Below are 12,910 nucleotides of genomic sequence, written 5' to 3' on the forward strand. Positions count from 1 at the left end.
ACGTTTTTCCCTTCCCCCTTGCTCTAGGCAACCGCCTCACCTAGGTTGTTGGCATCTCAACGGGGTGCTTCCTCGAACCGATCGGATCAAACCGGCGGTACGGGCGGAGCTGAGAGGCGAAGAGCCGACCCGTCGAACCTGATCCGGTTAGGACCGGCGTAGGAAATTGAGATGCCAGCGCAGAAAAGAAACCTTCTCGCCGACACCCCGATCCCGCCGAACGCCACCTGACGGATCCCGATTTGAACGGGAAACGATGGTACTTGAGTCAATCCTTTCCGCGGATGCCTGCCTCACAAGCCTGGAACGGTTGAGGACGGAGCGCCCGCGTATCCACTGCATCACCAATGCAGTTGCCGTGAACGTCGCCGCAAACACCCTGCTGGCACTCGGCGCCCATCCATCCGTGACCCATGACCCGCGTGAGGTCGAGGCCTTCACGGCGAGCGCCGCGGCGCTTGCCGTCAATATCGGCACACTGGACGCGGACAGGCGCGACGCCATCCCCAAGGCGGTGCAAGCCGCCCGACGGGCAGGATTGCCATGGGTGCTCGACCCGGTGATGGCGACACGTTCGGCCGCGCGGCGCGAAATGGCCGAAAACTTGATCGCCATGTCGCCAACCGCCATCCGCGGCAATGCTTCCGAAATCGATGCATTGGGATGCACGGGATCATCTGACCGGGTCGTGGCGAAAACCGGCCCGACGGATCAGATCACGGATGGCGAAACCGTAATCCGGATCCATAACGGCGATCCCTTAATGGACCGGGTGACGGCGATGGGTTGCGCGGAAACAGCGATGGTCGGGGCCTTCCTGGCCGTTGCCCCTTCGCCCTTGGCCGCGGTGGCGCAAGCGGTCCTGGTTTTCAACATCGCGGGTGAAATGGCCGCTGCGAAAAGCAATGGCCCGGGCAGTTTCCAGGCCGCCCTGCTGGATGCCCTGTACACCATCAGCGACGCCGATATCCAAGAACGGAGCAAGGTCGAATGAGTGGAAAGATCTTCAACGCCCTGACCATCGCCGGATCGGACAGCGGCGGCGGCGCCGGCATCCAAGCCGACCTGAAGGCCTTTTCCGCCCTCGGCGTTTACGGGGCCAGCGTCATTACAGCCCTGACCGCGCAGAACACGCGCGAAGTCCGCGGCATATTGGACATATCGCCCGACTTCATTCGACAACAGATCGAAACCGTCTTCGACGATATCGACATACATGCGGTCAAGATCGGCATGCTGAGCCGGCCGGAAGTAATCGCAGCCGTGGCCGATACGCTTGCCGAGAAAGCGGCCTGCCCAATTGTCCTGGACCCGGTGATGGTCGCGAAAAGCGGCGACAAGCTGCTGGGTGACGATGCCGTGGACGCTTTGCGGACCCGCCTGCTGCCCATGGCCGACCTGATCACCCCGAACCTACCGGAAGCCGGCGTTCTGCTCGACCGACCAGCACCGGCCAATGAAGGGGAAATGGCGGAAGCCGCCCGCATGCTTCTGCAGCACGGCGCAAAGGCCGTTCTGATGAAAGGCGGCCATCTCGACGCCACCACCCTGAAAGATGGGCAATTGGTCGACCTGCTGGTCACGGCGGAGGGGACCTTCCGCTTCACTTCAAGCCATATCACGACAAAGAACACGCATGGGACCGGCTGCACCCTCTCCTCTTCCATCGCCGCGCGCCTGGCGAAGGGCGACACGATGGAAAAGGCCGTGGACACGGCGCGGCGATACCTCAATCGGGCCATCGGCGCCGCCGACGAGCTTTCGGTCGGCCAAGGTCATGGTCCCGTTCATCATTTCCACGCCTTGTGGGGAAAGGATTGATCGATATGAAAAACGGCAAAAGCGATAGACGCAGCTTTCTGACGGCCGGTGCCGGCGCCGCTATCGGCGCCCTGGCCGCGCCCGCGATCGCCAAGGCGCAAACCGGCTTGAACTGGCGCATGGTAACATCCTGGCCGCGCAATTCCCCGGGGCCCGGTTGGACCGCTCAACGCCTGGCGGACAAGATCACACGGATGAGCGGCGGCGAACTGACCGTGACCCTTCATGCCGCCGGCGAAATGGTGCCGCCGCTGGAAGTCTTCGATGCCGTCGGGCAGGGCACCGCCGACATGGCGCATACGGCGTCGCTGTTCTGGAGCGGAAAAGCACCCGCTGCGGCACTGTTCACAGCCGGCCCTTTTGGCCTGACGGCGGTCGAGCACAATGCCTGGATCTATCACGGCGGCGGCCAGGCCCTTTGGGACCGGCTGTATGAACCATTCGGCATCAAGCCGCTGATGGCCGGCAATACGGGCATGCAGATGGGCGGCTGGTTCAAGAAGGAGATCAACAGCCTCGACGATCTGGTCGGCCTGAAACAGCGAATGCCGGGCTTGGGTGGCGCCATTCTGAGCAAACTGGGCGGGACACCCGTTACCCTACCGCCCGGTGAGATTTTCGGCGCCTTGCAGTCCGGCCTTGTCGACGGCACGGAATTTCTGGGGCCCTGGAGCGATAGTGCCTTCGGCTTTTACAGGGTCGCGCCTTACTACTACTGGCCGGGCTATCACGAACCCAATGGAACGGGTGAATGCCTGATCAACGCGGAGCGGTTCGCGGCCCTGCCGGAAAACCTGAAAGAAATCGTTACGACCGCCTGTGCCGCGGAAAACTCCATCTCTCTCGCCGAATCGGAATGGCATAACGCGGAAGCGCTGAAAAAGCTGGTGGAGGAACGCGGGGTCAAACTGCGGGCTTGGCCCGAGGATATCCTGGCGGCGGCGCGCGAGGCCGCGGGCGAGGTGCTCGACGAACTCGCCGCCAAGGATGCCTTGAGCGGCGAAATCGTCGCCTCTTTCCGGGCGGCCCGAGACCAGGCCGAATCCTGGGGTCGTGTGGGTTACGAATCCTTCTACAAAGCGCGCGGCGCGGCCTGAGCCTCGATCCATGCAGTCGACTTTTCCGGACTCGCAGATAGCGCCGTCGGTCATACTGACCGGCGGGCATCTGCGTTTTGCCGGAAAGGAAGTCTTCCAGGACCTGAACCTGACCGTCGCGGCCGGCAGATGGACATGTCTGCTTGGCCCGAGCGGTGTGGGGAAAACCAGCCTGCTGCGGCAATTGGCAGGTCTTCGCGCCGAAGACGGTGAGATGGAGGGCACGGTTGCCGCCGGTGACGGTGCGCCACTGACCGGCCGTGTAGCCTATATGGCGCAACAGGACCTGCTGCTGCCATGGGCGACGGTTCTGGACAATGTGTTGATCGGTCGGACGCTTCGCGGTGAACCCGTTCGGCCACGGGATCGCGACAAAGCCCTGGCGTTCCTGGACGAGGTCGGGGTGGCCGCGGAAGCATCGGCCCTGCCCGCGACCTTGTCGGGCGGCATGCGCCAACGCGTCGCCCTGGCGCGGACCTTGTTCGAGGACAGGCCCGTCATTTTGATGGATGAGCCTTTTTCCTCACTGGACGCGATCACCCGCAGACGCCTGCAGGACCTGGCCGTACACCTGCTGGCCGGACGGACCGTCCTGTTGGTGACCCACGACCCGATGGAAGCCTTGCGCGTCGGCGATGAAATTCTGGTTCTGAAAGGCAGTCCCGCGCGTATCGAACCGCCGATGACGCCTGCAGGCGATGCCCCGCGGCAAGAAGTCAGGGACGGGTTATGGCCGCTTCATGCAGACCTGTTGCGCCAATTGGGCGCCGACGGGGTGTCGGCTTGAGGGCCGTACGCCTTTCCATCACGGTCGTCGGTCTGCTCGCCCTATGGCAGCTGATCGTCATCGCGACTTCGGCGCCGCCCTATATCCTGCCCTCTCCGATCGACGTCGCTGTTTCCATTGGCGAACGTCCCGGTTTGTTGCTCGAACATGCCTGGGTCACCTTTGCGGAAATCATACTCGGTCTTTTCTTCGGCACGTTTCTCGGGATCGTCAGCGCATTGACCATCGCGCTCTATCGGCCCGCAAAGCAATGGCTGCTGCCGCTGCTTGTCATCAGCCAAGCCCTGCCGGTTTTCGCTCTTGCCCCCGTTCTGGTCCTGTGGCTCGGCTATGGGATGCCGTCCAAGATCGCGATGGCCGTGTTGATCATCTACTTCCCGGTGACCGCCGCCTTCTATGACGGATTGCGCCGCACCGATGCCGGTTGGCTGGACCTGGCCCGCACGATGGGCGCCACGCGCGGCGCGATGCTGCGGCATATCCGTATTCCGGCCGCGCTGCCCGCCTTCGGCAGCGGCCTGCGTGTCGGCGCCGCCGTCGCCCCAATCGGCGCGGTGGTCGGCGAATGGGTCGGCTCCAGCGCCGGGCTCGGTTACCTGATGCTGCATGCGAATGCCCGCATGCAAGTCGACTTCATGTTCGCCGCACTGGTCCTGTTGGCCTGCTTCGGCCTTGCCCTTTATTTCGCCGTCGATGCCGGGCTTCGCCGCCTGACCTATTGGCAGCGAGAACAATCCCCCTTCGACGATTGATCGATACAATGAGGAGATCCCAACCATGCGCAAACTGATCGCGACACTCGGCATCGCCGCCGCGCTCGCCTTCCCGAACTCGGCCTTCGCCCAGGAGAAGCTGACCCTCTTGCTGGACTGGTTCATCAACCCTGATCATGGGCCGTTGATCATCGCGCGGGAGAAGGGTTTCTTCGCGGCGCAAGGGCTGGAGGTCGAGATGGTCGAACCCGCCGACCCCAGCGCACCGCCGAAGCTGGTGGCCGCGGGTCAGGCCGACCTCGCCGTTTCCTACCAGCCGCAACTGCATGTCCAGGTCGCCGAGGGCCTGCCCCTTACCCGGATCGCAACGCTTGTGGCGACGCCCCTCAATTCCCTGGTCGTGCTGGAGGACGGCGGCGTTCAGTCCATCGCCGATCTTAAGGGAAAGAAGGTCGGTTTTTCCGTCGGCGGCTTCGAGGATGTCCTGCTGGGCACCATGCTGCAGAAACACGGTTTGAGCATCGACGATGTGGAACTCGTGAACGTCAATTTCAGCCTGTCCCCCTCGCTGATCTCCGGCCAGGTCGATGCGGTCATCGGCGCCTTCCGCAATTTTGAACTGAATCAGATGGATATCGTGCAACGCCCGGGACGCGCCTTTTACGTCGAAGAGGAAGGCGTGCCGACCTATGACGAACTGATCGTCGTAGCCAAGACGGGAACCGAGGGTAATCCGGCCTATCGGAAATTCATCGACGCCGTGGAAGCGGCGACCAGCTATATGATTAATCACCCGCAGGAAAGCTGGGAGATCTTCAAGGCGACCGACGCCAAGCTGGACGACGAATTGAACAAGCGCGCATGGGCCGACACGCTGCCGCGTTTCGCACTGCGTCCCGGCGCCTTGGACAAAACCCGCTACGAAGCCTTCGCTGCTTTCCTGAAAGACGCCGGTATGATCGAGAGCCAACCCGCCCTCGACACCTATGCCGTCGAACTGCCGCGATAGAGGTCGGGATGTTCGAACGCCTGAAGGAAAGCTGCCGCGCCGACTGGGATGCTTACGTCCAGCATCCTTTCGTGCGCGGCATGGCAACCGGCGACCTGCCGAAGGAATGCTTCCAGCACTACCTGAAACAGGACTACCTGTTCCTGATCCATTTCGCGCGCGCCTACGCCTTGAGCATCTACAAGGCGGAAACGATCGCCGACATGCGCTATGGGATGGGGGCGGTCAGCGCGATTCTGGATACGGAACTGGAACTCCACATCGCCTATTGCCGGGAATGGGGCATAGACCCCGAGGAGCTGGAAGGACTGGAAGAGGCGACGGCGAACATGGCCTATACGCGCTATGTGCTGGAACGGGGCATGTCCGGGACCGCCGTTGACCTGCATGTCGCACTGTCACCCTGCGCCATCGGCTATGCGGAGGTCGCGGACTGGATCATGAAGCAGGAATTCACCGTCCTGGAGGGCAATCCCTACCGCAGTTGGATCGATATGTATTCCAGCGAGGACTACAAGTGTGTCGCCGGCGGTGCCATCCATTGGCTGGAAGAGGTCGACGCCCGGCTGGGTCCGGGTGAGTTCGAGCGGCATGCCACGACATTCCGCGACGCGACGCGCCTGGAAATCCGTTTTTGGCAAATGGGATTGGACCTTTCCGAGTGATCGGAAAGGCCCGTCCCGGCCAGGCCCTTACTCGGCCGCTTCCATATAGGCTTCCAACGGCGGGCAGGAACAGCTGAGATTCCGGTCGCCATAGACGTTGTCGACCCGGTTCACCGGCGACCAGTATTTCCTGACCTTCAGCCCCGGTACCGGGAAGACGGCCTGTTCCCGGCTATAGGGATGCGTCCAATCGGCATCGGTCAGATCGTCGATCGTATGCGGGGAATTGCGCAGCACGTTGTTTTCCGCATCCGCCTTCCCGGCCTCGATCTCGGCGATTTCCTGACGGATCGCGATCATCGCGTCGCAGAAACGGTCCAGTTCCGCCTTCGACTCGCTTTCCGTCGGTTCGATCATCAGCGTGCCCGCGACCGGCCAGGACATGGTCGGTGCATGGAAGCCGTAATCGATCAGGCGTTTGGCGACATCCTCGTTCGTGATGCCCGTCGCTTCCGCATAGGGGCGGATATCGACGATGCATTCATGCGCGACCATGCCGTTCGGCCCGGTATAGAGGATCGGGAAATAGTCCTTCAGGCGGGTAGCGATATAGTTCGCGTTCAGGACGGCTGCCTCGGTCGCGTGGCGCAGGCCCGCATCGCCCATCAACTCGATATAGGCCCAGCTGATCGGCAGGATGGCGGCACTGCCGAACGGCGCCGCGCTGACCGGGCCGATCCGGCTCTTGCCGTCCTTCAATTCGCGATGGCCCGGCAGGAAGGGTGCCAGATGCGCCCCGACCCCGATGGGCCCGACGCCGGGACCACCGCCGCCATGCGGGATGCAGAAGGTCTTGTGAAGGTTCAGGTGGGACACATCCGACCCGAACTTGCCCGGATAACAAACGCCGACCATCGCGTTCAGATTGGCGCCATCCAGATAGACCTGCCCGCCATGCTGATGAACGATGTCGCAGATTTCCCGGATCGCTTCCTCGAACACGCCATGTGTCGAAGGATAGGTGACCATCAGGGCACCCAGATTGTCCGAATGCTCGGCGGCCTTCGCCTTCAAATCCTCAATATCGATATTGCCCTGATCGTCGCAGGCGACGACAACGACCTGCATGCCGGCCATATGCGCCGAAGCCGGGTTGGTGCCATGCGCGGAACTGGGAATCAGGCAGATCTCACGATGCGCCTCACCGCGCGATTCGTGATAGGCGCGGATCACCAACAGCCCCGCATATTCCCCCTGCGACCCGGCATTCGGCTGGACCGATACGGCGGCGTAACCGGTAATGACCGCAAGTTTCTGTTCCAGATCCTCGATCATTTCCCGATACCCGGCGACCTGTTCGACCGGGGCGAAAGGATGGATATTGGCGAATTCCGGCCAGGTGATGGGTATCATTTCGGTCGTCGCGTTCAGCTTCATCGTGCAGGAGCCGAGCGGGATCATCGCCTTGTCCAGCGCCAGATCCTTGTCCATCAGGGACCGCATGTAACGCAGCATTTCCGTCTCTGACCGATAACTGTTGAAGACCGGATGACCGAGATAACTGCTGGTACGAACCAGATTGGTCGGCAGACCGCTTTCGGCGGATGCATCCAGCGCTTCGATATCCGCATTCTCGGCGCCGAAAAGCGACAACAGGTCCGCGACATCCTTCCGGGTGGTGGTCTGATCCAGCGATATCCCGAGATGCGCGTCATCGACCTGACGCAGGTTCATGCCCTTTTGCTGGGCCGCCGCGACGATCTTCGACGTATCCGCCCCGGTCTTCAGGGTCAACGTATCGAAGAAGGTGTCATTGACGATGTCGACGCCCTGCTTTTTCAGCCCTGAAGCCAAGGCACCCGTCAGCCGTGCGACTCGCGTTGCGATGGTCTTCAGGCCCTCCGGGCCGTGATAGACCGCATACATGCCGGCAATGACCGCCAACAGAACCTGCGCCGTGCAAATGTTGCTGGTCGCCTTTTCCCGGCGGATATGCTGTTCGCGCGTTTGCAGGGCAAGGCGGTAGGCGGCCCGGCCCCGACTATCCACCGACACACCGACCAGCCGGCCCGGGATGGACCGTTTGTGTTTGTCGGAGGTCGCGAAAAAGGCGGCATGAGGCCCGCCATAGCCCATGGGCACGCCGAAACGTTGGCTGGAGCCGATGACCACATCCGCGCCCAATTCGCCCGGCGGCGTCAGCAGGCACAGCGCCAGCAGATCGCTGGCCACAGCGACCATGGCGCCGCTTCCCTTGATCTTCTCGATCAAGGGGCCGATGTCACGAATCCGACCGTCGGTCGACGGATACTGGATCAGCGCACCGAAACAATCGACGCCATCGAAATCGGCGTCCGGATCACCGACAACGACTTCATAATCAAGGGCCGCCGCGCGGGTTCGGATAACATCGATCGTCTGCGGATGGCAGTCATCCGAAACGAAGAAGGTCATGCTCTTGGACTTGCCGGCCCGCTTGGCGAAAGTCATCGCCTCCGCGGCCGCCGTCGCCTCGTCCAACAGGGAGGAATTGGCAAATTCCATACCGGTCAAATCGGCGATCATGGTCTGGAAGTTGATCAAGGCTTCCAAACGCCCCTGCGACACTTCCGGCTGATACGGCGTATAAGCCGTGTACCATCCCGGATTCTCCAGAATGTTGCGCAGAATGACCGTCGGCAGGTGCGTGCCGTAATAGCCCTGGCCGATATAGGACCGAAATACGGAATTCTTGCCGGCCATGTCCCGGAGCCTGCCCAGAACTTCGACTTCCGTGCATCCGTCGCCGATCCCGAGCGGATCATCCTGGCGGATCGCCTTGGGCACGACCTTGTCCATCAGGTCGGACATGCTGGACAGGCCCATCGCCGCCAACATCTCCGCCTGTTCGTTCGGCCCCGGCCCGACATGGCGGCGCACGAAATCGTTCTTCCGCTCAAGACTGCTCAACGGCTCACGGTCCATTTTTTGCTCACCTTCTCTGGAGAATATCAAATACTCACACGTAGTTTTATGATCAGCCGTTGTCGTCGCAGAACTTCTTATAGGCGTCCGCGTCCATCAGATCGTCGAGTTCGGAGGCGTCGTCCATGCGCAGCTTGAAAAACCAACCGTCTCCTTCCGGATCGCTGTTCACGAGATCGGGCGTCGATTCCAAATCTTCGTTCACGTCCACCACTTCACCGGAAAGCGGCGTATAGACCTCGCTGGCGGCCTTCACCGATTCGACAACCCCGGCATCGCCGCCCTGACTGACCTGCGCGCCGACATCGGGCAGATCGACGAAGACGACATCGCCCAGCTGCTCCTGCGCGAAATTGGTAATTCCGACCGTGGCGATATCGCCATCGACAGAGACCCACTCATGATCTTCACTGAATTTCAGATCGCTCATTCACCTCAACTCCCCTGTTTCCGCGTCGACACGCGGCGTTCAACTCAACCTCGATAATAACGCTGCTCAACGAAAGGCAATTTGCGGACGGATGCGGGCAGGAGCTTGCCGCGCACCGAAAGCTGGACCGGGGTCCCCGCCGCGGCATGATCCGTGGCGACATAGCCCATGGCGACGGGACCGCCGACCGAGGGACCGAAGCCGCCGCTGGTCACCGCCCCGATGGGTTCTCCGTCGGCGGACAGAATTTCGGTACCCTCTCGCGCCGGTGCGCGCCCTTCCGGCAGAATCCCGACCCGTTTACGGGCGACGCCGTCCTTGATTTGTGCCTGGACGATCGCCGCGCCCGGAAATCCGCCCTCCGTCCGGCGGCGCGTCCCGATCGACCAAAGCAATCCGGCCTCGATCGGGGTGGTACCCTCGTCGATATCATGTCCATAGAGGCACAGGCCCGCCTCCAGCCGCAGGCTGTCGCGGGCACCGAGACCGATGGCTTCGACTTCCTCGCAGCCCAGCAGCGTTTCGGACAGGCCGAGCGCGTCGGCTTCCGGGATGGAAATTTCATAGCCGTCCTCGCCGCTGTAACCCGACCGGCTGACGAGGCAATCGACCCCGGCGACGGAAATACGTTTCGCAGTCATGAACGGCATCGTTGCGACCCCGTCGGCGAATCGCGACAGGACATCCGCGGCCTGAGGCCCTTGCAAGGCTATCAGGGCGCGGTTCTCGATCCGCTCAAGGACGGCGGCGCCTGCAAGAGTCTTTTCCATGCGGGCGAAATCCGCATCCTTGCAGGCAGCGTTCACGACGACAAACAACCCATCATGCCCCATCGGCTCCCCGGCCCGGGTCACCATCAAGTCGTCCAGAATGCCGCCCTGGTCGTTCAGGAATTGGGTATAGCGCTGCTGGCCGGGTGCAAGCCCCTGCAGATCCCCGGGCACCATCCCTTCCATCGCCGCAGCCGGGTCGTCACCGGTCAGCCAGGCCTGCCCCATATGGGACACGTCGAACAGGCCGGCGGCGGCACGGGTGTGCAGATGTTCCTTGAGAATACCGAGCCCATACTGGATCGGCATGTCATAGCCGGCAAAGCCGGCCATCTTGGCACCCAGACGCTGATGCAGCGCGTGGAGCGGGGTTTTCTTGAGATCGGTCGCTTGGTCTTCGGTTTCGGCGCTCACGGGTCTTCGGTCCAACAGTTAGAGACAGTACAGCGCCGCCCCTCGCGAAGCGGCAAAGACTACCCCCTCTGTCATCTGACCATTGATACCCATCCGTCAGGATGAATTATCGATGACGGTCGAACCTGAGAGTGTGACCGGCCGGGAATTCCAACCAGCTTACCCCTTCGGTGAGGCACCGATTTGCGCAGTTCACTGCACGGACCGGCCCCTGCTTTCCAGAGCGCCCTTCACCCGCGGTCCTTTTGCCTGAGAGATTTCGAGGCGATTGCTCCTTCGGCGCCGATCGAGTGATCGGTCTCTCCCACGGGTTTCACGAGGCATTTTCGTTCGACGCAAGGCTAGTGAATTCACCTTCCTTGTCAACAGAAGCAGTATCCGATTCGGAGAATTCGCGGAAACCCTTAGGAACCCTGCGCCCGATTGAACTCGACTTCCTGGCGCGTCAATTCGAAGCCCATGAAGATCAGAAACTGGTCGCCCGTCTGCTCTTCGGTTTTCGGGATATCGATCTTCAGGCGCTCAAAAAAGGTTACGCGGGAACGGTTTCCGGAAAAATCCACGGCGCCCTGAACGCTGCGGCGGCTCAAGATATTCCGTTTCCGATCGGTGACCGCGACAAAGAAGGAAAAGGTCCCCTGCTGAACAGTAGAGGCCGGCCCCTGACGGGCGGTGATCTTCACCAAGGCGGCAACCTCGACCTCGTCGTCATCCACCGAGCATTCGCCACGGACTTCCTCGAACTGGGCTTCCATCACCACATCGGTGATATCCCGCCCGTCTCCCGGCCCGAACCGCGTGAGGTTCCCTGTTTCGGAAGGGACACGCACGTCCGGACAACGGACGACCTGGGTGTTGGAACTGCAGGCGGCGACCAGCAGCAAACCGGCCACGGCAATGAAGATACGCATTTTCATCTTGGTCAGAAGCCGATCCTAAAGCTTTGCATGTGTGCCGTCGCAGAGCGGCTGCCGCGCGGTATGTTTGCATCCGCAGAAAAAGACAGTGCGGTCCTTTTCGGCCGTATACTTGACGGGCGAGAAATCCGTCCCCGCATGACTTCCGTCACAGAACGGCTGTTTGCCCGATTTTCCGCAGGCGCACCAGAAATAGGCTTTGCCTTCTTTCACTTCCGTCGAGAAGGGTTGCTTCGCGGCGATGACGGGTTCACTCATTTTCTCAGTTCCTCGACCGCCCTGGGGATTGGACATCCATGGTTTGTCCGGCACAGGCGCCCGGTTGTAAAGGATTTGAGCGCAGTCTAAAGAATGGCCAGCAGGGGAACAAGAACGGGGTTGCCGGACCGTCGGGCCCCGATTCGGACCGAATGGAGTGCATGGTGGCGGCGCCACGGGAATTGAGGATATTGCTGGCCGGACCGCGCGGTTTCTGCGCCGGTGTCGACCGTGCGGTACTGATCGTCGAAAAGGCCCTGGAACGCTTCGGTGCGCCGGTCTTCGTCCGGCACGAAATCGTCCATAACCGCTTCGTCGTCGAATCGCTGGAGACCAAGGGTGCCGTCTTCGTGGATGAACTGGACCAGGCACCTGATGACCGCCCGATCGTCTTCTCCGCGCATGGGGTTCCCAAATCCGTGCCCACTGAGGCGCAGCGCCGCAATATGATCTACGTGGACGCGACCTGCCCGCTGGTTTCCAAGGTTCATCGGGAAGCGGAACGCCACCATCGCGAAGGCCGCCATGTGGTCTTGATCGGCCATGCCGGCCATCCGGAAGTGGTGGGAACAATGGGGCAATTGCCGGCAGGCGCAATGACCCTCGTCGAGACGGTCGACGATGTCGCCAGGCTCGATTTCAGCCCCGACCTGCCCCTCGCCCACGCGACACAGACGACACTCTCGGTCGACGAAACGGCCGATATCCTGGCCGCGCTGCGGACCCGTTATCCGGATATCCAAAGCCCCAAAAAGGAAGACATCTGTTACGCGACGACCAATCGCCAGGCCGCCGCGAAAAAGATCGCCCAACAGGCGGACGCCGTCTTCGTGATCGGCGCGCCGAATTCATCCAATTCCAAACGGCTCGTCGATGTGGCCAATCAGGCCGGCTGCGCGAAAGCGATGCTTATCCAACGAGCTCACGACATAGACTGGAGCTATTTGGACGGGGTCCGGACCTTGGGGATCACGGCCGGGGCTTCAGCCCCGGAAGTTCTGGTTACCGAAGTGATCGAGGCCTGCGGAAAGCATTTTGACGTCACCGTCGAAGAGGTGGTAACGGCCGTCGAAGACGTGGAGTTCAAGCTTCCCCGCGTCCTGGTCGCGTAACCGGGAAAGGCAG

13 protein-coding genes and 2 riboswitches are annotated in these 12,910 nt (G+C 61.7%); of the genes, 8 read left to right on the plus strand and 5 right to left on the minus strand.

The window, feature by feature from the left end; translation table 11 throughout:
- The first annotated feature begins 50 nt into the window (after positions 1–50).
- Positions 51–183, plus strand: a riboswitch (TPP riboswitch).
- A gap of 73 nt (positions 184–256) precedes the next feature.
- Genes ACQK2G_RS17905 through tenA form a run of 7 tightly spaced genes read left to right on the plus strand, consistent with a single transcriptional unit; the run spans position 257 to position 6,092 of the window.
- On the plus strand, positions 257–994 hold the full coding sequence (locus ACQK2G_RS17905; protein WP_425406399.1) for a hydroxyethylthiazole kinase: 738 nt from the start codon (positions 257–259) through the stop codon (positions 992–994).
- Positions 991–1,821: a bifunctional hydroxymethylpyrimidine kinase/phosphomethylpyrimidine kinase gene (gene thiD / locus ACQK2G_RS17910; RefSeq protein ID WP_425406400.1), complete on the plus strand. Its 831-nt coding sequence runs from the start codon at positions 991–993 to the stop codon at positions 1,819–1,821. The genes ACQK2G_RS17905 and thiD overlap by 4 nt, the downstream gene beginning before the upstream one ends.
- A 5-nt stretch (positions 1,822–1,826) precedes the next feature.
- Positions 1,827–2,918 (plus strand): TRAP transporter substrate-binding protein, encoded by a 1,092-nt coding sequence (locus tag ACQK2G_RS17915; protein ID WP_425406401.1) that lies wholly within the window; start codon positions 1,827–1,829, stop codon positions 2,916–2,918.
- Between the two features lie 10 nt (positions 2,919–2,928).
- A complete protein-coding gene (locus ACQK2G_RS17920; RefSeq protein WP_425406402.1) occupies positions 2,929–3,705 on the plus strand; it encodes an ABC transporter ATP-binding protein in 777 nt (258 codons plus the stop codon).
- On the plus strand, positions 3,702–4,457 hold the full coding sequence (locus tag ACQK2G_RS17925) for an ABC transporter permease (protein ID WP_425406403.1): 756 nt from the start codon (positions 3,702–3,704) through the stop codon (positions 4,455–4,457). The genes ACQK2G_RS17920 and ACQK2G_RS17925 overlap by 4 nt, the downstream gene beginning before the upstream one ends.
- 25 nt (positions 4,458–4,482) lie before the next feature.
- Positions 4,483–5,427 (plus strand): ABC transporter substrate-binding protein, encoded by a 945-nt coding sequence (locus tag ACQK2G_RS17930; protein ID WP_425406404.1) that lies wholly within the window; start codon positions 4,483–4,485, stop codon positions 5,425–5,427.
- An 8-nt stretch (positions 5,428–5,435) separates the two neighbouring features.
- A complete protein-coding gene (gene tenA / locus ACQK2G_RS17935; RefSeq protein ID WP_425406405.1) occupies positions 5,436–6,092 on the plus strand; it encodes a thiaminase II in 657 nt (218 codons plus the stop codon).
- A 27-nt stretch (positions 6,093–6,119) separates the two neighbouring features.
- Here the strand turns inward: tenA and gcvP are convergent, their stop codons facing one another.
- The 5 genes from gcvP to ACQK2G_RS17960 form a co-directional block, all read right to left on the minus strand.
- On the minus strand, positions 6,120–8,996 hold the full coding sequence (gene gcvP / locus ACQK2G_RS17940; protein WP_425406406.1) for an aminomethyl-transferring glycine dehydrogenase: 2,877 nt from the start codon (positions 8,994–8,996) through the stop codon (positions 6,120–6,122).
- 52 nt (positions 8,997–9,048) lie between these two features.
- The gene (gcvH, locus tag ACQK2G_RS17945) at positions 9,049–9,426 is read right to left on the minus strand and encodes a glycine cleavage system protein GcvH (protein ID WP_425406407.1); all 378 of its coding nucleotides are present in this window, start codon (positions 9,424–9,426) and stop codon (positions 9,049–9,051) included.
- A 44-nt stretch (positions 9,427–9,470) separates the two neighbouring features.
- Complete coding sequence (gcvT, locus tag ACQK2G_RS17950) at positions 9,471–10,610, minus strand: glycine cleavage system aminomethyltransferase GcvT (protein ID WP_425406408.1); 1,140 nt, start codon at positions 10,608–10,610, stop codon at positions 9,471–9,473.
- A 227-nt stretch (positions 10,611–10,837) separates the two neighbouring features.
- Positions 10,838–10,927: riboswitch (glycine riboswitch) on the minus strand.
- A gap of 87 nt (positions 10,928–11,014) precedes the next feature.
- Positions 11,015–11,521 (minus strand): hypothetical protein, encoded by a 507-nt coding sequence (locus ACQK2G_RS17955; protein WP_425406409.1) that lies wholly within the window; start codon positions 11,519–11,521, stop codon positions 11,015–11,017.
- Positions 11,522–11,545: 24 nt separating this feature from the next.
- Positions 11,546–11,785 (minus strand): CDGSH iron-sulfur domain-containing protein, encoded by a 240-nt coding sequence (locus ACQK2G_RS17960; RefSeq protein WP_425406410.1) that lies wholly within the window; start codon positions 11,783–11,785, stop codon positions 11,546–11,548.
- A 161-nt stretch (positions 11,786–11,946) separates the two neighbouring features.
- Between ACQK2G_RS17960 and ispH the strand changes: the two genes are divergently transcribed.
- On the plus strand, positions 11,947–12,897 hold the full coding sequence (gene ispH, locus ACQK2G_RS17965) for a 4-hydroxy-3-methylbut-2-enyl diphosphate reductase (RefSeq protein ID WP_425406411.1): 951 nt from the start codon (positions 11,947–11,949) through the stop codon (positions 12,895–12,897).
- The last annotated feature ends 13 nt before the right edge of the window (positions 12,898–12,910 follow it).

Origin of the sequence: Hwanghaeella sp., assembly GCF_965227365.1 — a bacterium.
Taxonomy (GTDB): Bacteria; Pseudomonadota; Alphaproteobacteria; order UBA8366; family Aestuariispiraceae; genus Hwanghaeella.